26 protein-coding genes, 1 tRNA gene and 2 riboswitches are annotated in these 25,270 nt (G+C 71.8%); of the genes, 17 read left to right on the top strand and 10 right to left on the bottom strand.

The genetic code is table 11. The features are described 5' to 3' along the window. Positions 1-3: 3 nt before the first annotated feature. Positions 4-1,719 carry an ABC transporter ATP-binding protein gene (locus BLR04_RS12255; RefSeq protein WP_090762840.1) on the bottom strand — a complete coding sequence of 572 codons (1,716 nt, stop codon included), beginning with the start codon at positions 1,717-1,719 and terminating at the stop codon, positions 4-6. A 281-nt stretch (positions 1,720-2,000) separates the two neighbouring features. On the opposite strand from BLR04_RS12255, the gene BLR04_RS12250 reads away from it, so the two are divergent. Continuing rightward, positions 2,001-2,579, top strand: coding sequence for a PadR family transcriptional regulator (locus BLR04_RS12250; RefSeq protein WP_090762838.1), 579 nt, complete (start codon positions 2,001-2,003; stop codon positions 2,577-2,579). Continuing rightward, complete coding sequence (locus tag BLR04_RS12245; RefSeq protein ID WP_090762836.1) at positions 2,576-3,373, top strand: SGNH/GDSL hydrolase family protein; 798 nt, start codon at positions 2,576-2,578, stop codon at positions 3,371-3,373. Before BLR04_RS12250 ends, BLR04_RS12245 begins: the two co-directional genes overlap by 4 nt. On the opposite strand, the gene BLR04_RS40575 is transcribed toward BLR04_RS12245, so the two are convergent. From BLR04_RS40575 to BLR04_RS12230, 3 genes are all read right to left on the bottom strand, one after another. Further along, a complete protein-coding gene (locus BLR04_RS40575; protein ID WP_090762835.1) occupies positions 3,340-4,032 on the bottom strand; it encodes a hypothetical protein in 693 nt (230 codons plus the stop codon). The two genes, BLR04_RS12245 and BLR04_RS40575, sit on opposite strands and share 34 nt — an antisense overlap. Beyond that, positions 4,029-4,784, bottom strand: a complete 756-nt coding sequence (locus BLR04_RS12235) for a hypothetical protein (RefSeq protein ID WP_090762834.1) — start codon at positions 4,782-4,784, stop codon at positions 4,029-4,031. The genes BLR04_RS40575 and BLR04_RS12235 overlap by 4 nt, the downstream gene beginning before the upstream one ends. A 75-nt stretch (positions 4,785-4,859) precedes the next feature. Beyond that, on the bottom strand, positions 4,860-5,564 hold the full coding sequence (locus BLR04_RS12230) for a FadR/GntR family transcriptional regulator (protein WP_090763047.1): 705 nt from the start codon (positions 5,562-5,564) through the stop codon (positions 4,860-4,862). Between the two features lie 124 nt (positions 5,565-5,688). Here BLR04_RS12230 and BLR04_RS12225 point away from each other — a divergent pair, with 124 nt between their 5' ends. The 7 genes from BLR04_RS12225 (at position 5,689) to BLR04_RS12195 (ending at position 13,199) form a co-directional block, all read left to right on the top strand. Then, complete coding sequence (locus BLR04_RS12225) at positions 5,689-7,059, top strand: glutamine synthetase family protein (protein WP_281191405.1); 1,371 nt, start codon at positions 5,689-5,691, stop codon at positions 7,057-7,059. 9 nt (positions 7,060-7,068) lie between these two features. Further along, positions 7,069-8,409, top strand: coding sequence for an aldehyde dehydrogenase family protein (locus BLR04_RS12220; RefSeq protein ID WP_090762832.1), 1,341 nt, complete (start codon positions 7,069-7,071; stop codon positions 8,407-8,409). A gap of 16 nt (positions 8,410-8,425) precedes the next feature. After that, complete coding sequence (locus tag BLR04_RS12215; RefSeq protein ID WP_090762830.1) at positions 8,426-9,190, top strand: 3-oxoacyl-ACP reductase; 765 nt, start codon at positions 8,426-8,428, stop codon at positions 9,188-9,190. Positions 9,191-9,202: 12 nt separating this feature from the next. Beyond that, entirely contained in the window at positions 9,203-9,907 is a 705-nt protein-coding gene (locus tag BLR04_RS12210; protein ID WP_090762828.1) for a gamma-glutamyl-gamma-aminobutyrate hydrolase family protein, read from the top strand. Between the two features lie 80 nt (positions 9,908-9,987). Then, a riboswitch (glycine riboswitch) is annotated at positions 9,988-10,086 on the top strand. 72 nt (positions 10,087-10,158) lie between these two features. Continuing rightward, a riboswitch (glycine riboswitch) is annotated at positions 10,159-10,258 on the top strand. A gap of 34 nt (positions 10,259-10,292) precedes the next feature. After that, a complete protein-coding gene (gene gcvT / locus BLR04_RS12205) occupies positions 10,293-11,378 on the top strand; it encodes a glycine cleavage system aminomethyltransferase GcvT (protein WP_090762826.1) in 1,086 nt (361 codons plus the stop codon). Continuing rightward, complete coding sequence (gcvH, locus tag BLR04_RS12200) at positions 11,375-11,764, top strand: glycine cleavage system protein GcvH (protein ID WP_090762824.1); 390 nt, start codon at positions 11,375-11,377, stop codon at positions 11,762-11,764. The genes gcvT and gcvH overlap by 4 nt, the downstream gene beginning before the upstream one ends. A 58-nt stretch (positions 11,765-11,822) precedes the next feature. Continuing rightward, the gene (locus BLR04_RS12195) at positions 11,823-13,199 is read left to right on the top strand and encodes an L-serine ammonia-lyase (RefSeq protein ID WP_090762822.1); all 1,377 of its coding nucleotides are present in this window, start codon (positions 11,823-11,825) and stop codon (positions 13,197-13,199) included. Here BLR04_RS12195 and BLR04_RS12190 read toward each other — a convergent pair whose 3' ends face one another. Both BLR04_RS12190 and BLR04_RS12185 read right to left on the bottom strand, forming a co-directional pair. Beyond that, positions 13,200-13,694 carry a hypothetical protein gene (locus BLR04_RS12190; protein WP_090762820.1) on the bottom strand — a complete coding sequence of 165 codons (495 nt, stop codon included), beginning with the start codon at positions 13,692-13,694 and terminating at the stop codon, positions 13,200-13,202. Beyond that, entirely contained in the window at positions 13,694-14,296 is a 603-nt protein-coding gene (locus BLR04_RS12185; protein ID WP_143022020.1) for a DUF6286 domain-containing protein, read from the bottom strand. The genes BLR04_RS12190 and BLR04_RS12185 overlap by 1 nt, the downstream gene beginning before the upstream one ends. Positions 14,297-14,435: 139 nt before the next feature. Here BLR04_RS12185 and BLR04_RS12180 point away from each other — a divergent pair, with 139 nt between their 5' ends. Continuing rightward, entirely contained in the window at positions 14,436-15,629 is a 1,194-nt protein-coding gene (locus BLR04_RS12180; protein ID WP_090762816.1) for an amino acid deaminase/aldolase, read from the top strand. An 85-nt stretch (positions 15,630-15,714) separates the two neighbouring features. Here BLR04_RS12180 and BLR04_RS12175 read toward each other — a convergent pair whose 3' ends face one another. Continuing rightward, a complete protein-coding gene (locus BLR04_RS12175; protein ID WP_090762814.1) occupies positions 15,715-16,047 on the bottom strand; it encodes a DUF3618 domain-containing protein in 333 nt (110 codons plus the stop codon). Between the two features lie 140 nt (positions 16,048-16,187). Here BLR04_RS12175 and bcp point away from each other — a divergent pair, with 140 nt between their 5' ends. The 3 genes from bcp to BLR04_RS12160 all read left to right on the top strand — a co-directional run bounded on the left by bcp (position 16,188) and on the right by BLR04_RS12160 (position 17,305). Continuing rightward, positions 16,188-16,661 carry a thioredoxin-dependent thiol peroxidase gene (gene bcp, locus BLR04_RS12170; protein ID WP_090762812.1) on the top strand — a complete coding sequence of 158 codons (474 nt, stop codon included), beginning with the start codon at positions 16,188-16,190 and terminating at the stop codon, positions 16,659-16,661. A gap of 95 nt (positions 16,662-16,756) precedes the next feature. Next, complete coding sequence (locus BLR04_RS12165; protein ID WP_218128839.1) at positions 16,757-17,242, top strand: HNH endonuclease signature motif containing protein; 486 nt, start codon at positions 16,757-16,759, stop codon at positions 17,240-17,242. Next, positions 17,233-17,305, top strand: a tRNA-Leu gene (locus BLR04_RS12160). The genes BLR04_RS12165 and BLR04_RS12160 overlap by 10 nt, the downstream gene beginning before the upstream one ends. A 39-nt stretch (positions 17,306-17,344) precedes the next feature. Here the strand turns inward: BLR04_RS12160 and BLR04_RS12155 are convergent. Further along, positions 17,345-17,836 carry a hypothetical protein gene (locus tag BLR04_RS12155; RefSeq protein ID WP_090762810.1) on the bottom strand — a complete coding sequence of 164 codons (492 nt, stop codon included), beginning with the start codon at positions 17,834-17,836 and terminating at the stop codon, positions 17,345-17,347. Positions 17,837-18,012: 176 nt separating this feature from the next. Here BLR04_RS12155 and BLR04_RS12150 point away from each other — a divergent pair, with 176 nt between their 5' ends. The 4 genes from BLR04_RS12150 to BLR04_RS12135 all read left to right on the top strand — a co-directional run bounded on the left by BLR04_RS12150 (position 18,013) and on the right by BLR04_RS12135 (position 23,183). After that, on the top strand, positions 18,013-19,173 hold the full coding sequence (locus BLR04_RS12150) for a sensor histidine kinase (protein ID WP_090762808.1): 1,161 nt from the start codon (positions 18,013-18,015) through the stop codon (positions 19,171-19,173). 25 nt (positions 19,174-19,198) lie between these two features. Further along, on the top strand, positions 19,199-19,837 hold the full coding sequence (locus BLR04_RS12145; protein WP_090762806.1) for a response regulator transcription factor: 639 nt from the start codon (positions 19,199-19,201) through the stop codon (positions 19,835-19,837). A gap of 102 nt (positions 19,838-19,939) precedes the next feature. Beyond that, a complete protein-coding gene (locus tag BLR04_RS12140; RefSeq protein ID WP_090762804.1) occupies positions 19,940-20,692 on the top strand; it encodes an ABC transporter ATP-binding protein in 753 nt (250 codons plus the stop codon). Between the two features lies 1 nt (position 20,693). After that, positions 20,694-23,183 (top strand): ABC transporter permease, encoded by a 2,490-nt coding sequence (locus BLR04_RS12135; RefSeq protein ID WP_090762802.1) that lies wholly within the window; start codon positions 20,694-20,696, stop codon positions 23,181-23,183. Positions 23,184-23,420: 237 nt separating this feature from the next. Here the strand turns inward: BLR04_RS12135 and BLR04_RS12130 are convergent, their stop codons facing one another. Next, positions 23,421-23,693 (bottom strand): hypothetical protein, encoded by a 273-nt coding sequence (locus BLR04_RS12130; RefSeq protein ID WP_090762800.1) that lies wholly within the window; start codon positions 23,691-23,693, stop codon positions 23,421-23,423. Continuing rightward, complete coding sequence (locus BLR04_RS12125) at positions 23,690-24,316, bottom strand: toxin glutamine deamidase domain-containing protein (RefSeq protein WP_245740196.1); 627 nt, start codon at positions 24,314-24,316, stop codon at positions 23,690-23,692. Before BLR04_RS12125 ends, BLR04_RS12130 begins: the two co-directional genes overlap by 4 nt. Positions 24,317-25,270 lie beyond the last annotated feature (954 nt).

Here is a 25,270-nt window from a genome sequence, read left to right as displayed (position 1 = left end):
AGACTACAACGGCTGCCCCGCGAGGAACTGGGTGGCGGCCAGCTCCCTGTAGAGATCGTCCTGGCCCAGCAGCTCGTCGTGGGTGCCGACGGCTCGCACGCGGCCGCCGTCCATGACCACGATCCGGTCGGCGCCGGTCACCGTCGACAGGCGGTGGGCGATGACGAGCACCGTGGTGTCCTTGGCCGCGTCGGCGACGACCTCGCGCAGCCGCAGCTCGTTGACCGCGTCGAGTTGCGAGGTGGCCTCGTCGAGCAGCAGCAGCCTGGCCCGGCGCAGCAGCGCCCTGGCGATGGCGACGCGCTGCCGCTCGCCGCCCGACAGCAGCACGCCGCGGTGCCCGACCGGCGTCTCCAGCCCCTCGGGCAGCCGGGACACGAGGTCGTCCAGCCGGGTCCGCGCGATCGCGTCGCGCAGCTCGTCCTCGGTGGCGTCGCGGGCGGCGAAGAGCAGGTTCTCCCGCAGCGTGCCGGCCAGCACGGGGGCGTCCTGCTCGACGTACCCGAGCGCCGCGCGCAGTTCGGCGAGCGGCCAGTCGCGGATGTCGCGTCCGCCGACGGTGATCGTGCCGCCCTGGTGCTCGTAGAAGCGTTCGATCAGGGAGAAGACGGTGGACTTGCCCGCTCCGGACGGGCCCACCAGCGCGGTCAGGCCGCGGGGCGGCACCGTGAAGCTCACGCCGTCGTGCACCATCGGGCGGTCGTCGCCGTAGCGGAAGGTCACGTCCTGGAAGATGACGCCGATCGCCTCGGCGGAGGCGTGGGCGGCGACGCCGGTCGGCTCGGCGGGCAGATCCTCGATCTCCTTGATCCGCCGCATCGCGGCGAGCCCCTGCTGGAGCTGGACGGCGCCCTGGACGAGCTGGCCGATCGGCGCGACGAGGTAGAACAGGTAGAGCAGGAACGCGATCAGCGACGACACCGCCAGCGTGCCCGCCGCCACCCGCGCGCCGCCGACGCCGAGCACCGCGACGAACGCGATCTGCACCGCCATGAACGTCGCCACTCCCGCGAGCGACGTCCACCCGGCGACCCGCAGCCCGCGGTCGCGGGCGCGCCCGGCCGCGTCGGCGACCACCGCGATCTCCCGCTCCTCCGCCCCGCTGGCCTTGACGGTCCGGTACGCCTGCAGCGCCCGGTCCAGTACGGAGCCCATCTCGCCCACGGCCTCCTGCGCCTGGGTCTGCGCCCGCTGGATGCGCGGCATGAGCAGGCCGACGAGCCCGCCGACGACGGCCACCACGCCCAGCGTGACCAGCAGGAGCACCCCGTCCATGGTGGCCATCATGACGATCGCCCCGACGAGCATGAACGCCGCGCTGATCGACTCGACGATGCCGTTCGTCAGCACCGCCCGCAGCAGCGTCGTGTCGCTGGTCACCCGGGACAGCAGGTCGCCGGGGTTGAGCCGGTCGACGTCGGCGACCCGCAGCCGCAGCATGCGGTCGACGAGCCCACGCCGGGCGCCGAGCACGATGTTCTCACCCGTACGTTCCATCAGGTAGCTTCCGCCGGCCGCGACCACCGCGCCGACCAGCACCGCCACGGTCAGCCAGAGCAGGGGCCCGGTCATCGGGCGGTCCTCGCCGAAGGCGTCGACCACGTATTTCGCCAGCAGCGGCATGGCGAGGCCCGCCGCCGAGCCGACCAGACCGAGTAATCCGCCGACCACCAGGATCTTCCGGTGTGGGCGGAGGTGGACGAGCAGTTCTTTGACCATCTCGACTCCTTTCACGACATCTGCTCCAACGAACGGGAGCACGCGACCAACACCCGTCAACCTAAATTGACGATCCTGGCTATGTCAACTTAGGTTGACAGCTACGTGCCACCACGGCCGCCGCGAGCTGAGGCCGCTGGACGGCGGCCGCGCCCGGGCCGGAGCCTCGCCGAACACGATCACGTCGTTACTGACCCCGCAGGCCCTGGCGACATGACAAATCGCGACTTATAGTCAAATACATGACTACTCATCTCCATGACTACGGAGGCCGGTGAGCCGTGGCGCTCAGGCATGCGGTGCTGGCGGCGTTGCTCGGCGGCGAGCACAGCGGCTACCAGCTGACCAAGATCTTCGACGTCGGCGTCGCCAACTTCTGGTACGCCGCCCCCCAGCAGCTCTACGCCGAGCTGACCCGCCTGGAGGCCGACGGCCTGATCGCCGGACGTGAGGTCGTCCAGCGCGGACGGCCCAACAAGCGGGTGTTCACCGTCACCGACGCCGGCGCCGCCGAGCTGGCCGCCTTCGCCGCGGCCCCCGCCAAGCCCCTCCTCATCCGTGACGACCTGGTGGTGAAGGTGCACGCCGTCGACCGGCTCGACCCGGGCCCGGTGATCGAGCAGCTCCAGGAGCGGGCCAGGGAGGCGAGCGCCAAGCTCGAACTCTTCGAGCAGATCTGCGCCCGCCTGCGCGGCGACCTGGACGAGGAGACGTTCCTGCGCGAGGGCGAGCGCGTCGGCCCCTACCTGTCCTGCCTGGCGGGTTGCCGGCTGGAGCGGGAGATGCGCGAGTGGTGCCTGCGCACCGCCCGGACACTGACCGAGCGCGCCGCCGCCCGTACCGAAGGGGAGACCTCATGACCGCCTACGCGCGGTACGTCGCGCTCGGCGACAGCCAGACCGAGGGATTAGGCGACGGCGACGACGTCCGGGGCCATCGCGGCTGGGCGGACCGCCTCGCCGAGCACCTCGCCCGCGCCGAGCCCGGCCTGCGTTACGCCAACCTCGCGGTCCGCGGCCGGCTGGCGCACCAGATCCGCGACGAGCAGCTGCCCGTCGCGCTGGAGCTGCGTCCCGACCTCGCCACGGTCATGGCGGGGATGAACGACCTCACCCGTCCCGGCTTCGACGCCGCGCGCGTGGCGGCGGCGGTGGAGGACATGTACGCGGCCCTGACGGCCTCGGGTGCCCACGTGATCGGGGTGACATTTCCTGACATCGGACGGATCGTTCCGCTGGCCCGGCCGTTCCGTGGCCGCGTCCTCGACCTCAACGAACGCCTCCGCGACGCCGCCGGCCGCCACCGGGTCGCGCTGGTGGACACGTACCCGATGACGCTCTTCACCGACGCCCGCATGTGGAGCCCCGACCGCCTGCACGCGAGCCCTGAGGGGCACGCGCGGTTCGCCGCCGCGGTCGCCCACGCCCTCGGCCTGCCCGGGAGCGACGACGCGTGGCGGCGTCCGCTGCCCACGATGCCCGCGGCGACCGCCTGGGGAACGGCGACGGCTGAGCTGCGCTGGGTCGCCACGTTCTTCGGTCCGTGGATCGGCCGCCGGTTGCGCGGGCGCTCCTCGGGCGACGGACGCGCCGCCAAGCGTCCCGAGCTCACCGCGTGGGCTCAGTCGACCTCGGGCACGTCAGGATCGTCGTAGTCGGCGTCACCGTCCTCGACCCGGCGCAGCTTGATGTCCTCCACCCACGCGCGGGCGAGGTCCCGGATCGCCGCGACCGTCCGCTCGTCCAGCCCGTGCGCCTCGAACGCCTCGTCGGGCGCGGCGTCCAAGCAGGTGTCCAGGAACTCCAGCCGCGCGAGCAGCTCGGCGGTCGAGAAGGCGTCGTCGTGCGAGCGAGCCAGCCGTTCGAGGTCGCGGTGGGAGAACCGGCCGGCCAGCGCGGCGACGTCGGCGGCGTCGCCGACGAGCCCGCGGTCGTGGAAGGAGCACGTGACGAGCCCTGCGGCGTCCTCCACGCCGACGACCCGCAGCTCGCCGCACGTGACCGGGGGCTGCTGGAGCGCTTCGCGCACGAGGTGGATCTCGCAGGCCCGGCCGGTCGCCGCGACGCTCACGCGACCGGCCCGCTCCGTCACCTCGGCGACCTCCGCCTCCAGCCCGGCCTCCCCCAGCGCGGCGGCCACGTCCCGCGCCACGTCCGCCGGCGGCGTCCCCGCCGCGACGGCGAAGGTGAGGTCGTCACCGGTACGGGGGCTCAGGCCGTGCGCCCACAGCGCGTGCGAGCCGGCGAGCACCAGGTCGTGGCGCGCGCGGGGCGCGGCGAGTGCGTGCAGCAGCAGCTCGTGGAACGGGCTCATGCGCGCCGTCGGCTCCGGCGGGTGGACGGCAGGTCGTGGCGTCCTGACAGGAACTCCTGGAACGCGATCTTCACCCTGATCACCGGACGGCGCCAGCGTTCCTCCCGGTGGACGGCGCGGGCCAGCTTGCGCGGCGAGCGCTCGGCGAGGAACCAGCGCGCCCACGGCGACCCGGGGCGGGCCAGCCGGATGGCCCCGACCACCAGCATCGGCGGCACGAACAGCCCGGCCATGCCCGTCCAGATCTTGCCCTTGAGCAGGGTGATGACGGCGAGCACCAGGTTGGCCACGATGAGCGCGGCGGGGTTGACCAGGTTGCCGTAGTCCCAGGTGAGCGGGCGCAACCCCATGAGGAGAAGCCCCGTGACGGCGACCGCGATGAAGACCGCGTCGACCGACGTGCGCCCCTCCTCCTCCCAGTAGACGTCGTGCAGGTGCAGGATCAGCGCGAACTCGTCCAGCACGAGCGCCGACCCGACGCCGAACACCGACGCCGCCACAGCCGTGCCGACCTGCGAGCCCGGTGGCACCACGAGCATGGTGACGCCGCCGACCAGCATGAGGATCACGCCGAACACCACGTGGTGGATGTGCATCTCACCCACGTTGACGTCGCGGAACCAGCCGACCTTCGCCCGAATCAGCCGGACGTTGATGCGGGTCGCCATGAACGCCACGATGAGCATGACGAAGAAGCAGAACAGCGGCAGCCGTCCCGTGGCGATGATGCTCTGCTGAAACCAGTTACCCATGACCCCGACAAATCAGCGCTTTGAGTCGATGGTACGAGCCGTCCGCACGCACTCGACGCCGCGCGGGAGCGCGGCTCAGGTCAAGAAGCCGCGCAGGAGCGCCGCGGTTCCCTCCAGGTGTTCGGCGACCGCCCGGCGCGCCGCGTCGGGGTCTCCGGCGAGGATGGCCTCGACGATGGCCCGGTGCTGCCCGCCGGAGTGCTCCAGGTTGACCTGCAGCATGGGGATGGCGTTCAGCAGGTCGGCGATCCGCAGACGGGCGTCGGCGCAGGTCGTGGCGAGCAGGGACGAGCCGGTCAGCTCCGCGATCGACAGGTGGAAGGCGGTGTCGAGGCGGCGGTAGTCGTCCAGCCCGGCCGCCTCCAGCTCCGACAGCCTGCGCAGCAGCACGCCGCGCTGCTCGTCGGTGAGCTCGGTGGTGGCCAGCACCTGCGCCGCGCCGCACTCCACGGCCAGCCGGAAGGTGAGCACGTCCGACAGCTCGGCCACGCCCATCTCGTTCACCGCCTGCCGCAGGTCGCCGGGGCCTGGCGAGGGCGGCTCGTAGGTGACGAACGCGCCGCCGTACCGCCCCCGGCGGACGTCGAGGTAGCCGGCGTCGGACAGCGCCCGGATGGCCTCGCGCAGGGTCACCCGGCTGATGCCCAGTCGGGCGGCCAGCTCGCGCTCGGGCGGCAGCTTGTCGCCCCTGCCGACCACGCCGAGCTTGATGGCCTGCAGCAGCCGTTCCACGGTCTCCTCGAAGGCGTTGCCGGCCCGCACGGGGCGCAACACCGTCATGAATCGCGGCGACTCGTCCAACATGTCCTCAGGTCTTGACAGATGATCCCGACGTACTGATCAATGGTCTGAGACTAGCCCAATCAACGGGTGAGCGCGTCAGGCCAGATCGGAGCGGCGTAGCGTGAGCGATCCTTCGACGACGGGGTTCCTGTCCGTCCACGAACTGCGCGACGAGGTGGCACTCGGCCACGTCGACACCGTGCTGCTCGCCATCGCCGACATGCAGGGCAGGCTCCAGGGCAAACGGCTGTCCGCGCGCTACTTCCTCGAAGAGGTGCTGCACCACGGCTCGGAAGGGTGCAACTACCTGCTGGCCGTCGACGTCGAGATGAACACCGTGACCGGCTACGCGATGTCGTCCTGGGATCGCGGGTACGGCGACTTCGTGATGAAGCCCGACCTCACGACGCTGCGCCGGGTGCCCTGGCACGAGGGCACCGTGCTGGTCATGGCCGACCTCGCCTGGGAGGACGGCGCCGACGTGACCGCCTCGCCCCGCCAGATCCTGCGCCGGCAGCTCGCCCGCCTGGCCGAGCGCGGCCTGACCGCCCACGTCGGCACCGAGCTGGAGTTCGTGGTCTACGACGACAGCTACGAGGACGCGTGGCGGCGCGCGTACCGCGACCTGACCCCCGCCAACCTCTACAACGTCGACTACTCCCTGCTCGGCACCGCCCGCGTCGAGCCGCTGCTGCGCCGCATCCGGCGCGAGATGGAGGGCGCGGGCCTGTACGTCGAGTCGGCCAAGGGCGAGTGCAACCTCGGCCAGCACGAGATCGCCTTCCGCTTCGACGAGGCCCTGCGCACGTGCGACAACCACGTCATCTACAAGACGGGGGCCAAGGAGATCGCCGCCCAGGAGGGCCGGTCGATCACGTTCATGGCCAAGCCCAACCAGCGCGAGGGCAACTCATGCCACATCCACCTCTCGCTGCGCGACCGCGACGGCCTGCCGGTGATGGCGGGCGAGGGCCCTTACGGGCTGTCGCCGCTGGGCGCCCGCTTCGTCGCCGGTCAGCTCGCCTTCCTGCGCGAACTGACCCTCATGTACGCCCCCAACGTCAACTCCTACAAGCGCTTCGTCCCCGGCAGCTTCGCCCCCACGGCCGTCAAGTGGGGCCTCGACAACCGCACGTGCGCGCTGCGGCTGGTCGGCCACGACTCCTCGCTGCGCCTGGAGAACCGCGTCCCCGGCGGCGACGTCAACCCGTACCTCGCGGTGGCCGCGCTGGTGGCGGCCGGGCTGCACGGCATCGACGCCGAGCTGCCGCTGGAGGACCCCTTCGAGGGCAACGCCTACGACTCGGGCGCCGAGACCGTGCCGCACACGCTGCGCGACGCGCTGGCGCTGTTCGAGGCCTCGAAGCTGGCCCATACGGCGTTCGGCGACGACGTGGTCGAGCACTACGCCAACAACGCGCGGGTGGAGCTGGCCGCCTTCGACGCGGCGGTGACCGACTGGGAGCTGTTCCGTGGTTTCGAACGAATGTGACGGGGACGCATGAAGATCGTCAATCCGGCGACCGAAGAGGTCGTCGCCGACGTCGAACCGGCCGACGCGGCCGAGGTCGACCGGGCGGTGGAGCGGGCGCGGACGGCGTACGCCTCCTGGCGCGAGGTGTCGCCGGGCGACCGGGCGCGGCTGCTGCGGCGCTTCGCCGACCTGGTGGGCGAGCACGCGGAGGAGCTCGCCCGGCTCGAGCTGACCAACGCCGGTCACCCGATCGGCAACGCCCGCTGGGAGGCCGGCACCGTACGCGACGTGCTGCACTTCTACGCCGGGGCGCCCGAGCGCAACCACGGCAGGCAGATCCCGGTGCCGGGCGGCCTGGACGTCACGTTCCAGGAGCCGCTGGGCGTGGTCGGGGTCATCGTGCCGTGGAACTTCCCGATGCTGATCATGTCGTGGGGCGTGGCGCCCGCGCTGGCGGCCGGCAACACGGTGATCGTCAAGCCGGCCGAGTGGACGCCGCTGACCGCGCTGCGGCTGGCGGAGCTGGCCCTGGCCGCGGGCCTGCCGGAAGGGGTGCTCCAGGTCGTGCCAGGGCTGGGCGAGGTCGCGGGGGCGCGGCTGGTCGAGCATCCGGACGTCGCCAAGATCGTGTTCACCGGCTCGACCGAGGTGGGCAAGGAGATCGCCGCCAAGGCGGGGGCGCAGGTCAAGCGGCTGACACTGGAGTTGGGCGGCAAGTCCGCAAATATCGTCTTCGCTGACGCAGACCTGGAAAAAGCGGCAAAAACCGCTCCTTATGCTGTTTTCGACAACTCTGGGCAGGACTGCTGCGCCCGCTCCCGCCTCCTCGTCCAGTCCTCCGTGTACGACGCGTTCATGGACCGCCTCGCCGAGGCCGTACGCGCGGTGAAGGTCGGCGACCCGCTCGACGAGGCCACCGAGATGGGCCCGCTGATCAGCGCCGAGCACCTGGAACGCGTCCGCGGCTTCGTCCACGACCCCTACCTGCAGGGCGCGTGCCCGCAGGGCAGGGGCTACTGGTTCCCTCCGACGGTGCTCACCCCCGAGCCCACCGACCGGGCCTTCACCGAGGAGATCTTCGGGCCGGTCGTGTCGGTCGTGCCGTTCGCGGACGAGGAGGAGGCCGTCCGCATCGCCAACGACACCCCGTACGGGCTGAGCGGCTCCATCTGGACCCGCGACGTCGGCCGGGCGCTGCGCGTGGCGCGGGCCGTCGAGTCGGGCGCGCTGTCGGTCAACTCCCACTCCTCGGTCCGCTACTGGACCCCGTTCGGCGGCTTCAAGCAGTCGGGCCTCGGCAGGGAGCTCGGCCCGGACGCCCTCACGGCGTTCACCGAGACCAAGAACGTCTTCATCTCCTCAGAGTGAGTAGAAAGTGACACATATGCGGCGGTTGCAGGACCGGGTGGCGGTCATCACGGGCGCGGGCAGCGGGATCGGGCTGGCCACGGCCCGCCGCTTCGCCGACGAGGGCGCCAAGGTGGTCTGCGTCGACATCGACGAGGAGGCGGGCGTCAAGGCCGCGACCGAGGTCGGCGGCCTGTTCGTGCGGGCCGACGTGACCGTCGAGGACGACGTCGTCCGCATGTACGCGACGGCGCACGACACCTACGGCAGCGTGGACATCGCCTTCAACAACGCCGGCATCTCGCCGCCCGACGACGACTCGATCCTGGAGACCGGGCTCGATGCCTGGCGCCGCGTCCAGGAGGTCAACCTGACCAGCGTCTACCTGTGCTGCAAGCACGCCATCCCGTACATGCGGCGGCAGGGCAAGGGCTCGATCGTCAACACGGCGTCGTTCGTGGCCGTCCTCGGGTCGGCGACGTCACAGATCTCCTACACCGCCTCCAAGGGCGGCGTGCTGGCGATGTCCCGCGAGCTCGGCGTACAGTTCGCCCGCGAGGGCATCAGGGTGAACGCCCTGTGCCCCGGCCCGGTCAACACGCCGCTGCTGCAGGAGCTGTTCGCCAAGGACCAGGAGCGCGCCCAGCGGCGGCTCGTGCACGTCCCGCTCGGCCGCTTCGCCGAGGCGTCCGAGATCGCGGCGGCGGTCGCCTTCCTGGCCAGCGACGACGCCTCGTTCATCACGGCCAGCCAGTTCCTGGTGGACGGCGGCATCTCCGGCGCCTACGTCACACCGCTCTAGGGAGATTCCAGGGTGCAGCGCCCATTCCAGCGTCCCGTCATCGGCATCACGTCGTACGTCGAGCCCGCCTCGTTCACGGTCTGGCGCGACATGCCCGTCGCGCTCCTGCCGTACATGTACGTGGAGCAGGTCGTCCGCGCCGGCGGCCAGCCCGTCCTGCTGCCGCCGGCCGGCGACCCGGTCGCGGCGCTACGCGGGCTCGACGCGCTGATCCTGGCCGGTGGCGGCGACGTCGACCCGGCCCGCTACGGCGAGCCGCCGCACGAGCGCACCGGCTACCTGCGGCAGGCCCGCGACGAGAGCGAGTTCGCGCTGCTCGCCGCGGCCCTCGACCGGGGCCTGCCGTACCTCGGCATCTGCCGCGGGCTGCAGGTGCTCAACGTCGCGCTGGGCGGGACCCTGCACCAGCACCTGCCCGACGTGGTCGGGCACGAGGGCCACGCCCCCGCGCCGGGACGGTTCGGGCACCTGCCGGTGACGCCGCTGCCGGGCACCCGGCTGGCCAAGATCCTCGGCGAGCAGCCGGTGACCGTCCCCCACGCCCACCATCAGGCCGTCGACCGCCTCGCCCCGGGCCTGACGGTTTCCGCCGTCGCCGAGGACGGCACCGTCGAGGCCGTCGAGCTCGACACCGAAGGATTCGCCCTCGCGGTGCAGTGGCATCCCGAGGCGGGCGAGGACCACCTGGTCATCGAGGCTCTCGTCCGGGCATGCTGACACGAAGCGTTCGTCACGCCCGAATCCACCCGGACGCGACAACACCCCCGTCACGGCACTAGGCTGGCGGGCATCACCGGCGAAACCGCGCGGGAGAGCACCCTGACAGCCGGTCAGTGGTCCCTGAAGGAGCAAGCCCTCCCCGCGAACCTCTCAAGGCAAAGGACCGCGCGGACGCGAACAAGAGATCTGCCGAGTGGACAGCCGCCAGGGTCGCTGGCAGGCCGCCCGTTCGCCTGATCTCCTGTTCGGAGGTGACCTCTGGAAAGCAGGCCCACGGGGCCTCGCCGAAGGTGAAAGTCCGGCAAAACTCGGGCGAAGCTCTCAGGCATCGATGACAGAGGGGGAGGATGCTGGCATCCGATCCCGTCCAAAGGTGCGACAAATGTCCCGACCGACGCCGCTACGTGACATCCACGAAAGCCTGGGCGCCACCCTGACCGACTTCGCCGGATGGCTCATGCCCCTCCGGTACGGCAGCGAGTCCGCCGAGCACCGGGCCGTACGCGAGGCGGCCGGTCTGTTCGACCTCTCGCACATGGGCGAGATCTTCGTGACCGGGCCGCAGGCCGGCGAGGCTCTCGACCACGCGCTGGTCGGCCACCTGTCGGCGCTCGTGCCCGGACGCGCCCGCTACACCATGATCGTCAACGAGCGCGGCGGGGTGCTCGACGACCTCATCGTCTACCGGCTCGGCGACGAGGAGTTCATGGTCGTCGCGAACGCCTCGAACTACGAGATGGTCGCGGTCGAGCTGAAGGAGCGCGCGAAGGCGTACGACGCGGTGGTCGAGGACCGCTCCGACCAGTACGCGCTGATCGCCGTCCAGGGCCCGCGCGCCCAGGAGATCCTTTCCACGCTCACCGACGCCGACCTCGACACGCTCAAGTACTACGCGGGGCTGCCCGGCCTCGTGGACGGCCGCCGGGCGCTCATCGCCCGCACCGGCTACACCGGCGAGGACGGTTTCGAACTGTTCGTCGCCAACCAGGACGCCGTGCCGCTCTGGCACGCGATCACCGCGGCGGGCGAGCCGTTCGGGCTCAAGCCCGCCGGCCTGTCCAGCCGCGACACGCTCAGACTCGAAGCCGGCATGCCGCTGTACGGCAACGAGCTGAGCGCCGAGCTCACTCCGTTCGACGCGGGGCTGGGCCGGGTGGTGAAATTCGACAAGCCGGGCGACTTCGTCGGCAGGTCGGCGCTCGAGGCGGTCAAGGACGACACGCCCCGACGCCGTCTCGTCGGGCTGGTCGCCCGGGGCCGCCGGGTGCCGCGTCACGGCTACCCGGTCACCAAGGACGGCGCCGTCGTCGGCGAGGTCACGAGCGGTGCGCCCTCCCAGAGTCTGGGCAAGCCCATCGCGATGGCCTACGTCGACACCGGCGCCGACTCAGGCCTGGCTGTGGACATCCGGGGCAGCCAAGAACCCATGGACGTGGTCGAGCTGCCCTTTTACAGGAGGAACAAGTGAGCAACATCCCTGACGACCTGAGCTACACCAAGGAGCACGAGTGGGTGGCCGGCCTTGACGACGGCCTCACGGTGACCGTCGGCGTCACGGCCTTCGCGGCCGACGCCCTTGGCGACGTCGTCTACGTGCAGCTCCCGGACGTCGGCGCGAGCGTCGCGCAGGGTGACTCCGTCGGCGAGGTGGAGTCCACCAAGTCGGTGAACGAGATCTACGCGCCGGTCGGCGGCGAGGTCGTCGAGGTGAACCAGAACGTCGTCGACGACCCGAGCCTGGTCAACAGCGACCCGTACGGCGAGGGGTGGATGTTCCGGGTGCGCATGGAAGGCGACCCCGAGGACCTGCTCTCGCCCGCCGAGTACACCGCGCTCACCTCCGGCGAGTCCTGATCCTTGGCCTGCCGGGGCCCGTCACGGGCCCCGGCCTTCAACCCCGAAAGGCGCATCAATGGCGATCAGCGTCTTCGATCTGTTCAAAATCGGCATCGGCCCGTCGAGCTCCCACACCGGCGGCCCGATGGCCGCGGCGCACAAGTTCGCCCGCGGCCTCCACCAGGACGGCCTGCTCGACCGGGTCGCCCGCGTCGAGGCCATCCTGTACGGCTCACTCGGCCTGACCGGCAAGGGCCACGGCAGCGACAAGGCGGTCCTGCTCGGCCTGTCCGGCGAGAAGCCCGAACTCGTCGACGTCGACACCGTCGACGCCCGCATCGCCGCGATGCGCGAGTCGGGCACCCTCAAGCTGTACGGCACCCACGAGATCCCCTTCGTCGTCGGCGAGCACCTCGTCTTCGAACGCAGGATCTCGCTGCCCGAGCACCCCAACGGCATGCGCTTCACCGCCTACGACGAATCGGGCGCCACGGTCCGCGAGAAGGTCTACTTCTCGGTCGGCGGCGGCTTCGTCGTCGACGAGAACGCCACCGGCGCCGACCGCATCAAGCCCGACGACACCGTCCTGCCCTACCCCTTCACCACCGGCGAGGAACTGCTCAAGCACTGCTCCGCCACCGGCCTTTCCATCTCCGGCCTCATGCTGGAGAACGAGAAGGCGTTCGGGCGCACCGAGGCGGAGATCCGCGCGGGCCTGCTGCGCCTCTGGCAGGTCATGTCCGAGTGCGTGGCCCGCGGCATCTCCAAGGAAGGCGTCCTGCCCGGCGGGCTGAAGGTGCGACGGCGCGCCAACCAGCTCCACCGCCGGCTGCAGACCGAACCCGCCGAGAAGGACCCGCTGCAGGCGATCGACTGGGTGACGCTGTTCGCGCTGGCGGTCAACGAGGAGAACGCCGCCGGCGGCCGGATCGTCACCGCGCCCACCAACGGCGCCGCCGGCATCATCCCGGCCGTGCTCACGTACTACACGCGGTTCGTCCCCGGCGCCGACGACGAGGGCGTGATCCGCTTCCTGCTCACGGCCGGCGCGATCGGCGTGCTGTTCAAGGAGAACGCCTCCATCTCCGGCGCCGAGGTCGGCTGCCAGGGCGAGGTGGGCTCGGCCTGCTCGATGGCCTCCGCGGGACTCACCGAGGTCCTCGGCGGCACTCCCGAGCAGGTGGAGAACGCCGCCGAGATCGGCATCGAGCACAACCTCGGCCTGACCTGCGACCCGATCGGCGGCCTCGTGCAGATCCCCTGCATCGAGCGCAACGCGGTGGCCTCCAACAAGGCCATCACCGCGGCCCGCATCGCGCTGCGTGGCGACGGACGCCACTTCGTGGCCCTCGACAAGGCCATCAAGACGATGCGCGACACCGGCCGCGACATGCTCGACAAGTACAAGGAGACCTCACGCGGCGGCCTGGCCGTCAACGTGATCGAGTGCTGACTAGCGACGCACGTGGAGGCGGACGACGGCCCCGGTCTCGTCGTCCGCGACCTCCCGCCTGATGCGGCCCACGATGTCCTGGTCGAGCTTGCTCACGATCGTCCCCACGTCGGCCGCTGACGGACACGACAGGGCGACCCGCAGGCGGTCACCGGTCGTGCGGACGCCGGCCCGGCTCAGACCGTCCACGCCTTTCAGGCCCACGAACAGCATCGCCGTACCCGTACCGCTGTGCGCGCCGCGGCGGCCCCAGCCGAGGGCGAACAGCAGCCAGCGCAGCGCCACCAGGGCGAGCACCAGCAGGCCGAACGACAGCAGCCACAGCGGCCACGGCTCCTCTGCCAGGACGCGCTGCAACGGGGCGGGCAACAGCTTCGCGTGCGGCGGCAGGTCGAAGAACAGGTCGCGACCGCGCAGCCAGGCGTAACCGCCGAGGCCGAGCAGCGTCCCGCCGACGACGGCGAGACCGATGCGGTTGCCGGCGTACTGGCGCATCAGACGCCGCCCTTCCTGCGCAGTCGGACGACGACCTCGCCCGTGCCGAGCGTGCCGACGCCCGCGAGGCGGTCGCCCACGGCGATGCCGACCTGCCGCAGCATCGCGCCCGGCGTCTCCTCGGAGGTCACGACCGTGACCTCGATGGTCCGGCTGCACAGCCGTACCCTGGCCTTGTCCACGCCCGCCACCTGCTGGGCCGCGGCGCGCAGCGTGCGGCGCAGGCCCGTACGGGTGATGCCGATGACGATCAGCGGGTCGGACGTCTCCACCGGCACCAGCGTGCAGCGCCCCGGAACGATCGCGAGCAGCAGCAACAGCGCGCCGGTCCCCGCGAGGACGAGGGCCACCGCGTCCGCCTGCGGCCATGTCGTCCTGCCCGCGAGGTCGACCAGTTCGTTCACCGGCACCCATCCGAGCGGGGAGCCGAGCAGCGCCGAGACGATCTCCGCGGCCGTCGCCCCCAGCCCCACGGCCACCGTGAGCGCGACCATGACGCCCGCGAGGGTACGCGCGGGCCTGAGCACCCTGCTCGCCCGGCGCAGGCCGGCGTTGCGCGGAGCGGCGCCGACACCGGGCAGCATCTGCTGAAGCGTGGTCATCACAACCGACACACCTACACGGGGACGCGCGCAGCGGTACCGCGCCCTCGCCGCCCGTTTGCCCGATCATTACGGCCCCGGCGGTGAACGCGACGCGGTCTCATCTTCACTTTGCGCGATATGTCGTTACGCTGCTGGTATGGACGACCGCCAGCGCTACGACCGCGCCACAGCGGCCCTCGAACCCCCCTTCGCCGTCGTCGACCTGGCGGCCCTGCGCGCCAACGCCGCCGACCTCGTCCGGCGCGCCGCGGGCAAGCCCATCAGGGTGGCCAGCAAGTCGGTGCGCAGCCGTCCGCTGCTGGAACGCATCCTCGCCATGGACGGCTTCCGCGGCGTCATGGCGTACACGCTGCCCGAGGCGCTCTGGCTCGCCTCCCACGGCTTCACCGACATCCTCGTCGCCTACCCCACCGCCGACCGGCACGCGCTCGCCGCCCTCGCCGGCGACCCCAGGGCCGCACGCGAGATCACCGTCATCGTCGACTCCCCCGCCCACCTCGACTTCATCGAGGACGCCGTCTCAGCGACGCACCCGCGCTCGGAGATCCGGCTCTGCCTCGACATCGACGCCTCGTACGTCGCCTTCGGCGGCAGGTTCCGCGCCGGGGCGCTGCGCTCCCCCGTCCGCGAGCCGGAACAGGCCGCCGACCTCGCCGCCGCCGTCGCCAAACGCCCCGGCTTCCGGCTGTCGGGACTGATGGCGTACGAAGCGCAGATCGCCGGGGTCGGCGACGACCCCCCTGACCGGCCCCTGTACGCCCGCGCCGTCCGGTTCATGCAGGCGCGCTCGGCCCGCGACCTCGTCATCCGACGGGGACGCATCGTCAACGCCGTCCGCCGGGTCGCCGACCTCGACTTCGTCAACGGCGGCGGCACCGGATCGGTCGAGCGGACCGTACGCGAGAAGGCCATCACCGAGGTGGCGGCCGGGTCGGGTTTCTTCCACCCGCGGCTGTTCGACTTCTACCGGCGCTTCGCCGGCCGGCCGGCGGCGCTGTTCGCCCTGCCGGTGGTACGCCGCCCGGCCCCCGACACCGTGACCGTGCTCGGCGGCGGCTACCCCGCCTCAGGCTCCGCCGGGCCGAGCCGCCTGCCCCAGCCGTACCTGCCGGCCGGGCTGCGCTACTCACCCGACGAAGGGGCGGGCGAGGTGCAGACGCCGCTGATCGGCCGCGCCGCCGAAGACCTGCGGATCGGCGACCGCGTGTGGTTCAGGCACGCCAAGGCGGGCGAGCTGTGCGAACGCTTCGACACCCTCCACCTCGTCGAGGACGACCAACTGGTCGCCTCGATCCCCACCTACAGAGGCGAAGGCCAGACCTTCCTCTGACCGGACGCCCCCACTACCTTCCCCCCAGCGGGCGATCCCGCTCAGGAACCGGTACTACAAGCCCCAGGCCCTCGCGTCCCCTGGATCAGGCGCGGCGGCGACGGCGGCGCCACAGGACGACGGCCGCTCCGACGACCAGCACCGCCCCGACGCCGATCAGCACCGGCCCGAGCTCGGCACGCTGGTCGTCCCACACCCGCTCGGCGTCGTCGCCGTACTCCACCGGCTGCGGCGTGATCCCCAGGACGTCGCCCACGGACGCCACGAAATGCCCGGCCCGCTCCTTGAGGTCGGCCACCGTGCGCTCCTTGACCCGCTTCGGGCTCACCCGGTCGGCGATGGCATCGACCGTCCGCGCCAGCTCCGCGCGCGTCCGCGCGATCTGCCGCTCCAGCTCGTCAGGATCGGTCTCAGCCATGGCTCTCCCTTCGACCGTACGCCTCGCCCGGTCCGTTTTGTGGTCGTGATCAGTCTGTCAGGTCGGCGCCGCCTCCGGCACAACGGCCAGCCCGGTAAGTTGGCCCGGTAGGTTGGGCGGGAGGAACACGAGGAGGCCCAGTGACCGAAACCAGGCTCGCGCCCGGCGACGCCGCGCCCGAGTTCACGCTTACCGCCGCCGACGGCAGCACGGTCTCCCTTGAGACCTACCGCGGCAAGCGAGTGATCCTCTATTTCTACCCCGCCGCGATGACGCCCGGCTGCACCAAGCAGGCGTGCGACTTCCGCGACAACCTCAGCCGGTTGACCGCCGAAGGATTCGTGGTGCTCGGCGTGTCGAAGGACAAGCCCGCGAAGCTGGCCACGTTCGCCGAGCGCGACGCCCTCACCTTCCCGCTGCTCTCCGACACCGACCTGTCCGTCCACCAGTCCTACGGCGCGTACGGCACCAAGAAGCTGTACGGCAAGGAGGTCGTCGGCGTGATCCGCTCGACCTTCGTCATCGACCCCGACGGCAAGATCGAACTGGCCCTCTACAACGTGAAAGCCACCGGCCACGTAGCCTCCCTCACCAAGAAACTCGGCCTGTCCTGATTCCGGGAAACCCTCCACGGTAGGACCTGCCGAACGCCCCCTTTCGGCGAGAATCGACCCGACAATGTCGGTGGCGTTTTCTATGCTCGGGCGCCATGGCGGCTTATATCAAGTATTCCCGAGAGATGCTCGCCGAGGCGGCCGCGCAATCCCGGAGCGTGGCCGACGTGCTGAGGCGTCTCGGCATCAAGTGGACGGGCGGCAGCCATGCCCACATCAGCCGGCGGTTGAAGCACTTCGACATCGACACTTCTCACTTCGTCGGTCAAGCCCATGGCAAAGGCAGGCGTCCGCTCACCCTGCGGCCTTATGAGCAGGTTCTCGCGCTGCGCCCGGCCGGTTCCATCCGGGAGAAGGCGCCTGTGTTGCGCCGCGCGTTGCGTGAAGCGGGGGTCCCGTACGCGTGCGCAGGCTGTAGGATTGGCGGCACGTGGCAAAGGAAGCCGCTGACGCTCCATGTCGACCACATCAACGGAGACTGGCTCGACAATCGAATGGAGAATCTCCGCTTTCTGTGCCCGAACTGTCATTCCCAGACCGACAATTACGCCGGCAGGGGAAAGACGAAAAAGGGGTCGTAGCCCAATGGCAGAGGCGCAGTCTTTAGGTGGCTGTCAGTGTGGGTTCGAATCCCACCGGCCCTACAGATGACTACTTTCGGTCTGCGAATTCCCGCCCCTTGATCAGCCGGCCCAGGTGGGGTCGGGGTCGGGTGGGGGGAGGACGCAGTAGAGGGCGCCGTCCTCTTGGTAGCACTCTCCGCGCATGTCGGGCGGTAAGACGGAACCTTCTTCGCGCACCACGATGTCGTCGGGGCTCGGGGTGAGGTCGGACAAGGCGCTCACGGTGATGCCGCCGAGCAGGGCGCCGACCACGAGGCCGAGTGCTCCCGCGCCGGCGACCTGCGTCTTCCTGCGGCCCAGCCAGTCGCGGAGGCCCGGCGGGCGATCGACGGCATCGGCGGGCGGCGAGTCGAGGGCAATGCCGGGTGAGATGCCGGTCTGGATGGCGGGTGGGATGCCGGGTGGGATGAAGGCGTAGGGGTGGTCGGCCTGCTCGCCGTACTTGAGTGCTGGGAACGTGTCCGGCCGGTGGCCGGGGTCTGGGGCGGAGGTCGGGTCGCGCGGCGCTTCCTCTTCGCCGCGCGACCCGGCGTGTCGATCATGATCCGCCATCACGATCTCCCTTTACTCGCCCGTGAAGGGCGCTCCCGGTATTAGAGGATGGCAAATCCACCGTAAGCCCTGTGTAAGCGCTTGGCACGACCACCGGCCGAGTCAGACCAGGGTCGTACCCGTACTTCAGCCTTCAGGCGGACGGACGGCGGCGCCGAAATCTCTATCGTGAGGATGTGTTCGGCAACGTTCGCGCCTGGTCCAGGCGCCACGAGAGGTCGGCGGCCGCCCTGCGGGTGGCTCCCCTCGCGGCGCTGTGCGCCGGCCTGACGGTCCCGTACGCGGTGGCGGCCCCGTCGAGCCAGCTGCCCGGCGTCGCGCTGTACCTGGCCCTGTCGGCCGCGCTGCTCGCGCCGCTGCTGTGGGTCTCGCGTCCGGTCGCGTCGTTCGCGGTCGTCGCGCTGGTGAGCTTCGGTCAGTGGCTCGGGGGCACCGCGCCGCTGCTGGCCAACCTCGCCGTGCTCATCGCGCTCTACGCGGTGGCCTTCCGGTGCGCGTTCCGGTGGGCGCTGGCGGCGCTGCTGGTGACGGAGCTCGGCGTGCTGCTGGCGCTGGTCGGCTGGGACAACCCGACCCTCGGCATGTTCACCAGCGGCTCGATCCTCGTGGTCGCGGTGTGGCTGACCGGCCTGTACGCCGGCACGCGCAGACGCTACCTGGAGGGGCTGGAGGAACGGGCCGAGCGAGCCGAACGAGAACGCGACCAGCAGGCCAGGATGGCGGCCGCCGCGGAACGGGCGCGCATCGCCAGGGAACTGCACGATGTCGTGGCGCACCACGTCAGCGTCATGGTCGTGCAGGCCGACGGGGCCGCGTACGCGATGGACGGCGATGTCGAGCAGGCCCGGCAGGCCGTCGGCACGATCTCGGCGACGGGACGTGCCGCGCTGGCGGAGATGCGCCGGCTGGTCGGCGTCCTGCGCGAGAACGAGGCGGAGAGCACCGACTACACCCCGCAACCCGGTCTCGGCCAGCTGGAGGAGCTCGTCCGAGGGTCCGCGGTGCCCGCCCGGCTGCGCGTCGAGGGCGCTCCCGCGCCGTTGCCCGAGGGGCAGCAGCTGACGGTCTACCGCATCGTCCAGGAGGCGCTGACGAACACGCTGAAGCACGGCGGCGCGGGGGCGCGGGCCACGGTGGAGCTCGACTACACAGGGCTCGACCTGCTCGTCCGCGTGACCGACGACGGGCGGGGCGCGGCGGCGGGGAGTTCCGGCGGTCACGGGCTGATCGGCATGCGCGAGCGGGCCGGCATGTACGGTGGCGCGGTGTCGGCGGGTCCGCGGCCGGGCGGCGGTTTCGAGGTGCTGGCCCGGTTGCCCATGGCGACGGCGGCGTGAAGGGCGGGCGGGCGTGATACGGGTGATGCTGGTCGACGACCAGGAGCTGCTGCGGGCGGGGTTCCGCATGGTGCTCGGCGCCCAGCCGGACATCGAGGTGGTCGCCGAGGCCGGCGACGGAGCTGCGGCGCTGGAGGTGCTCGCGACGACGGAGGTGGACGTCGTCCTCATGGACGTGCGCATGCCCGTCATGGACGGCGTCGAGGCGACCCGCCGCATCGACGGCCCGAAGGTGCTGATCCTCACGACGTTCGACCTCGACGAGTACGCGTTCGCGGCGGTCAAGGCGGGCGCCGCCGGGTTCCTGCTGAAGGACGTGCCGCCCGGCGATCTGATCGACGCGATCCGGGTGGTGCACATGGGCGACGCCGTGGTCGCGCCGACCACGCTGCGGCGGATGCTCGACAGGTTCGCCGCCCAGCTGCCGGCGGGGACGCCGGTGCCGGCCGACGAGCTGACGCCGCGCGAGCGGGAGGTGCTGCTCATGGTGGCGCGCGGCCTGTCCAACACGGAGATCGCGACTCGGCTGGGGGTCGCGGAGGCGACGGTGAAGACGCATCTGGGACGGGTGCTGGCCAAGCTGGGGTTGCGTGACCGCGCGCAGGTGGTGGTGTACGCGTACGAATCGGGGTTGGTGGTGCCGTCGGGTCGGCCGCAGGTCTGACGGGGGTCGTCCAGGGTCGCACCCGAAGTCCCTCCTCAAGGCCCATGGATCGCGGAGATCGCGCTCCTAGCGTGAGTCGCACCGACCAATCGCGACTCAGGAGTGAATGTGACGCTCACCGAGACCCCGGCGCCTCCCGCGGTGGTGGCCAGAGCTCTGACGAAGGTGTACGGCGAGGGGGACGCCCGCGTCCAGGCCCTGCGCGGGGTGGACGTGTCCTTCGCGACCGGGGCGTTCACCGCCATCATGGGGCCGTCGGGCTCCGGGAAGTCGACCCTCATGCACTGCCTGGCGGGCCTCGACACCGCCACGTCGGGCAGCGTGCGCGTCGGCGACGTGGAGCTGACGGGCCTCAGCGACCGGCGGCTCACGCTGCTGCGCCGGGAGCGGATCGGGTTCGTCTTCCAGTCGTTCAACCTGCTGCCCAGCCTGACGGCCGAGCAGAACATCCGCCTGCCGCTCGACATCGCGGGCCGGCAGGCCGACGAGACGCTGTTCGACCGGGTCGTCGAGACGGTCGGCCTGCGCGACCGGCTGGCGCACCGCCCGTCGGAGCTGTCGGGCGGCCAGCAGCAGCGGGTGGCCGTGGCGCGGGCGCTCATCAGCAAGCCTCAGGTGATCTTCGCCGACGAGCCCACGGGGAACCTCGACTCGCGCAGCGGGGCGGAGATCCTGTCGTTCCTGCGCGCCTGCGTCCGTGAGCTGGGCCAGACCATTGTCATGGTCACCCACGACCCGGTGGCGGCCTCGTACGCGGGGCGGGTGGTGTTCCTGCGCGACGGCGAGCTGGTCACCGAGGTGTCGGGGCCGACGCCCGAGACCGTCTCTGACACCCTCGTCCGGCTGGAGGCGTGAGGTGCTGACGACCGCGCTGGCCGGGCTGCGCGCGCACCGGCTGAGGCTGCTGCTCACGTTCGTGGCGATCGTGCTGGGAGTGGGTTTCGTCGCGGGGACGTTCGTGCTGAACGACACCGTGCAGGCCGGATTCGCCCAGCGGGTCACGGCCGACGCGGGCAAGGTGGACGTCGTCGTGCTGCCCGGGGAGGGCGGCGGCGAGCTGCCGGAGGAGCTGCTGGAGCGGCTGCGCGCGCTTCCCGGCGTGAGCGAGGCCCAGGGCCTCGTCCGCGGCAGCGCGCCGGTGCTCGGCAAGGACGGCAAGACCGCGGGTGACGCGCCCACGACCGCCGTGTCCGTCGTGCGGGGGCGCCTCGACCGTACGGCCGTCGTCGCCGGCGCCGGGCCAGGAACGGACGACGGGGCCGCCGTCCTCGACGAGAACACCGCCGAGGCCCAGGGGTTCCGGATCGGCGACACGATCACCGTGCTCGACCACGAGGGCGACGCACACCGCTTCCGGCTCGTGGGCCTGGTCGACACCGGCGTCGACCAGATGCTCGCGTACACGGGCGCGGTCGGCTTCACCGTGGACACCGCGCGCCGCATGACAGGGGCCGGCGGCTACGCGGAGATCGACGTCGCGGGAGCGGCACCCGGGCTGGAGCGGGCGGTCGCGGCGGCGGCCGGTCCCGCGTACCGGGTGCGGACGGGCGCGCAGCTGGCCGACGAGCTGGCGGCGGCGGCCGGTGCGAACACCCGCCTGGTGATGCTGGGGCTGTTCATGTTCGGCGCGGTGGCCATGCTGGTGGCCGCGCTGGTCATCCACAACACCTTCACCATCCTCGCCGCGCAGCGCACGCGCGAGATGGCACTGCTGCGGTGCATCGGGGCGACGCGCGGGCAGGTGTTCGGCTCGCTCCTGCTGGAGTCGGCCGCCGTCGGCCTGCTCGCCTCCGTGGCCGGTGTGGTCACGGGGTACGGCCTGGCCGCGTTGACGCTGACCGTCCTGGCCTCGCTCGACGCCCCGCTGCCCACGGACGCGCCGATCGCGCTCACGCCGCTCGCGGCCAGCGGCGGACTGGCCGTCGGCCTCGCCGTCACGGTGGGCGCGGCCCTGCTGCCGGCCAGGTCGGCCACCCGGGTGCCGCCGGTGGCGGCGCTGCGCGACCACGTCGGCGAGCCGGCGTTCCGAGCGGGCGCGCTCCGGTGGTCGTTCGCGGCGCTCCTCCTGGTCGCGGGGCTGGGCGCGACTGCCGTGGGGGTGTTCGCGCTGCGGCCTGGTCAGGAGGTCTCGCTCGTCGTGGTGATGGCCGGGGGCGTGCTGACGTTCCTGGCGTTGCTCGTGCTCGGGCCGGTGCTGGTCAGGCCGTTGGGCGCGTTCGCCGGTTGGGTGCCGCGCCGGTTGTCCGGGGTGCCGGGCCGCCTCGCGGTGGACAACGCGGCGCGCAACCCCAAGCGGGCGGCGACGACCAGCGTCGCGCTGACCGTCGGCGTGACGCTGATGACGCTGATCTCGGTGGTCACCGTCTCCACCCGGGCGAGCCTGACGTCCAAGCTGGATGAGCAGTTCCCGATCGACTTCCTGCTGGCCGCCCAGACGGGCGAGGCGGTCGTCCCGAGGTCGGTGGCCGCGCGGCTGCGCGGCCGGCCCGAGCTGGCCTCGGTGACGCAGGTCCGCGAGGTGCGGGCGAAGGTCGGGGGCGAGCGGCTGGACGTGGGCACGTTCAGCGGCCCGGTGCAGCCGTACGTGGTGGCGGGGTCGATGGCGGGGTTCCGGGCGGGACGTGCCGCGCTCGACGAGCGCACGGCCGAGCGGCTCGGCGTACGGGTCGGCGACGCCGTACCGCTGGAGACCGAACAGGCCGGGACGGTGTCGCTCACCGTGGCGGCGTTGCTCGACGGCAGCCGGTCCACGTTGCCGCCGGTCACGGTCTCCGCGCGGCCGTTCGACGCCTACTTCGGGGCGGTGCCCGACTCTCGGGTGATGGTCGCCGTCCGGGACGGCGTCGCGCCCGAGCGGGCCCGCGCTGCGGTGGACGCGGCCGCGGAGCCGTACCCGCAGGTGCGGGTGAGCAGTTCCACCGAGGTCCGCGGGCAGTTCGAGGAGACGCTCGACATGCTGGTCATGGTCATCAGCGGGCTGCTCGGGCTGGCGGTTCTGATCTCGCTGTTCGGCATCGCGAACGCGCTGTCGCTCTCGGTGCACGAACGCACCCGGGAGTCGGCCCTGCTGCGCTCGCTCGGCCTGACCCGGGCGCAGCTGCGGCACATGCTGACCGTCGAGGCTCTCGTGCTGAGTCTGATCGGCGCGCTGATCGGCGTGGTGCTGGGGCTGGGCTTCGGCTGGGCGGCGATGCGGGCGCTGCTGGACGGCGCCGTCGTGGAGGTGCCCGTCGCGCAGATCGCGGTGTTCGTGGTGCTGTCGGGGGCCGCGGGGGCGCTGGCCGCCGTCCTGCCCGCTCGCCGGGCGGCGCGGTCGTCGATCGTGGCGGCTCTGGCTCATACGTAAAAGCCACCCAAAATCACCCTTTTTGTGCATGAACCGGGTGATATGGGGATAGAACACATGCGGGACAGGTCGGGCGCCTATATGGGGGCGGCGCCCGACCTCCTCTTTTTGCACCGCCAAGCACCGGTTCACCAACAAGCCATCGGTTTGACGGTCAGCCACCGGTCAGCCGGTCAGCCACCGGTTCACCGACAAACCACCGGTTCGCCGGCCGGTCGCGGACGGCGACCGGCGCCGTCAGCGATGTCTGCGGCCCGGCCAGAGCTCGGCCACCGTCTCCGGGTCGAGCAGCGGGCGGGTCACCACCTCGCCCGTCGCCCGGTCGATCACCAGGCAGCCGCCGCCCAGCGTCTCCGGCAGCTTCGCCGGGTCGTCGGGCTCCAGGTCGCGCACCCACGCGACGTAACCGCCGTCGAAGCCGTACACACCGACCGGCACCGCGTCCTGCTCCGGCCCCCGCGCCCCGTTGATGTACTCCTCGGCCAGCGCCCTGGCCTGGTCGAGGTTCATCGCGCTCTCCCCCGCCGGTCGAGTACCACGCAGAACACCCCGGTCACGGTCTTGTACGGGGGCTCGACGGACATGTGTCCGCGCTGCGCGTCGATCCAGATCACCTCGCCGTCGAAGTTGACGGCGTTCCAGACGTGTGACCCACCGCCGGGCCACCGTACGACGATGACGGCGGCGGCCCCGTGGCCCGCGTCGAGCAGGCGGCGGGCGATCAGCGGGTAGGCGTGCCTGCCCTGGCCCGCGTACTCGAGTCGGTGACCGGCCCAGCGCTCGACCCTGGCGGTGCCGCCCCGCTCCCCGGTCAGCACCGGACGGCCGATGCGGTCGTACTCCGGCATCTTGGGGGCGGCCGCGGCGGGCTCGCCGTGCCAGGTGGAAAGGACGGCCAGCGCGCAGTCGGCGGCGTTGGAGGCCCGGAACGGGTCCTCGGCGGGTCCGCCGCCGTTGATGAGCCGCACCCAGGTGCCGCGCGGGTCGGGGAAGCGCGCGCCGGGCGGCAGCGCCTCGGCGAGGTCCTGCTCGATCTGCGGGTCCGGCTCCGCGAGCCCTCCCTGCACACCGTACGGACGGCTGTCGGCCAGCCTGGGCGGCCGCCCCGCCAGGTCGAACCAGTCATCCTGCACCGACCCGTCCCCCGGACAGAACGCCCCCACCGAGCTGACGGTCCTCGGCGTCCCACTGGCCAGCGGCACACCAGCACCACCCTCACCCCACGGCGCACCCCCCGCCCCGAACACAGGCAGAGGCGTAACCGGTCCCACACCAGACGAAGGCAGCGATGACACCGGCCCCGCCCCGGACGGAGGCAAGAACGACCCCGGCCCCCCACCCGACGGAAACGGGTGTGACGGCCCACCCGAGGGTGGCAGACCCGATGCGGGGCCCGTACCCGAAGGAGGCAGCACCCACGCGAGGGCCGCACCGGACGGAGACAGAGGCGGCGTGGGGCCCTCACCTGACGAAGGCAACACCGACGCCGGGCCCCCGCCCTCCGGAGGCAGGGGCAGTGCTGAGGCCGCGCCCGAGGGAGGCTGAACGGGCACCGAACCCCCACCCCCGGCCTCGCCCGAGACAGGCCGGACAGGCGCCGAACCCCCGCTCGAGAGAGGCTGAACGGGCACCGAACCCCCACCCCCGGCCTCGCCCGAGACAGGCCGGACAGGCGCCGAACCCCCGCTCGAGAGAGGCCGAACGGGCGCCGAACCCCCACCCCCACCCGAAGAGGGCAGAAGTGACGGCGGCGGCGCAGCGGGAGGAAGCGGGTCCGTCAGAGGGTCCGAATAGGGGCGTGGCGGGAGTGATGCGCTCGCAGGAGGCGGGTCCACCGGTGGTGGCGGCGTGGAAGGCGTGACGGAGGGGGCCACGGTGGCAGCATCGGTGGTGGCATCGGTGGTGGCATCGGTGGTGTCGCCGGATTCGGGGTCGGCGGCCGGGTCCGCGGCCTGCTCGTAGTCGAGCCAGCGCACCCCCTGCGCCACCTCGGGGTTGTACCGCCCCTCCGGAAGGGCCCACCGGACACTCGGCTTGTGCTCGCGGAACACGGCCTGCCTCCCGTCATGCTCAACGCCCGATCGTAG

It is taken from the genome of Nonomuraea maritima, from assembly GCF_900100395.1.
Classification (GTDB): Bacteria; Actinomycetota; Actinomycetes; order Streptosporangiales; family Streptosporangiaceae; genus Nonomuraea; species Nonomuraea maritima.
The sequence above is the reverse complement of the archived record's forward strand: the minus strand, read 5'-3'. Positions and strand labels throughout refer to the sequence as shown.

Coding starts and splice junctions, on each gene's coding strand:
- BLR04_RS12255 (WP_090762840.1), bottom strand. CDS start 1,719: ATGGTCAAAGAACTGCTCGTCCACCTCCGCCCACACCGGAAGATCCTG.
- BLR04_RS12245 (WP_090762836.1), top strand. CDS start 2,576: ATGACCGCCTACGCGCGGTACGTCGCGCTCGGCGACAGCCAGACCGAG.
- BLR04_RS40575 (WP_090762835.1), bottom strand. CDS start 4,032: ATGAGCCCGTTCCACGAGCTGCTGCTGCACGCACTCGCCGCGCCCCGC.
- BLR04_RS12235 (WP_090762834.1), bottom strand. CDS start 4,784: ATGGGTAACTGGTTTCAGCAGAGCATCATCGCCACGGGACGGCTGCCG.
- BLR04_RS12230 (WP_090763047.1), bottom strand. CDS start 5,564: ATGACGGTGTTGCGCCCCGTGCGGGCCGGCAACGCCTTCGAGGAGACC.
- BLR04_RS12220 (WP_090762832.1), top strand. CDS start 7,069: ATGAAGATCGTCAATCCGGCGACCGAAGAGGTCGTCGCCGACGTCGAA.
- BLR04_RS12215 (WP_090762830.1), top strand. CDS start 8,426: ATGCGGCGGTTGCAGGACCGGGTGGCGGTCATCACGGGCGCGGGCAGC.
- gcvT (WP_090762826.1), top strand. CDS start 10,293: ATGTCCCGACCGACGCCGCTACGTGACATCCACGAAAGCCTGGGCGCC.
- BLR04_RS12195 (WP_090762822.1), top strand. CDS start 11,823: ATGGCGATCAGCGTCTTCGATCTGTTCAAAATCGGCATCGGCCCGTCG.
- BLR04_RS12190 (WP_090762820.1), bottom strand. CDS start 13,694: ATGCGCCAGTACGCCGGCAACCGCATCGGTCTCGCCGTCGTCGGCGGG.
- BLR04_RS12185 (WP_143022020.1), bottom strand. CDS start 14,296: ATGACCACGCTTCAGCAGATGCTGCCCGGTGTCGGCGCCGCTCCGCGC.
- BLR04_RS12180 (WP_090762816.1), top strand. CDS start 14,436: ATGGACGACCGCCAGCGCTACGACCGCGCCACAGCGGCCCTCGAACCC.
- BLR04_RS12175 (WP_090762814.1), bottom strand. CDS start 16,047: ATGGCTGAGACCGATCCTGACGAGCTGGAGCGGCAGATCGCGCGGACG.
- BLR04_RS12165 (WP_218128839.1), top strand. CDS start 16,757: ATGGCGGCTTATATCAAGTATTCCCGAGAGATGCTCGCCGAGGCGGCC.
- BLR04_RS12155 (WP_090762810.1), bottom strand. CDS start 17,836: ATGGCGGATCATGATCGACACGCCGGGTCGCGCGGCGAAGAGGAAGCG.
- BLR04_RS12145 (WP_090762806.1), top strand. CDS start 19,199: ATGCTGGTCGACGACCAGGAGCTGCTGCGGGCGGGGTTCCGCATGGTG.
- BLR04_RS12130 (WP_090762800.1), bottom strand. CDS start 23,693: ATGAACCTCGACCAGGCCAGGGCGCTGGCCGAGGAGTACATCAACGGG.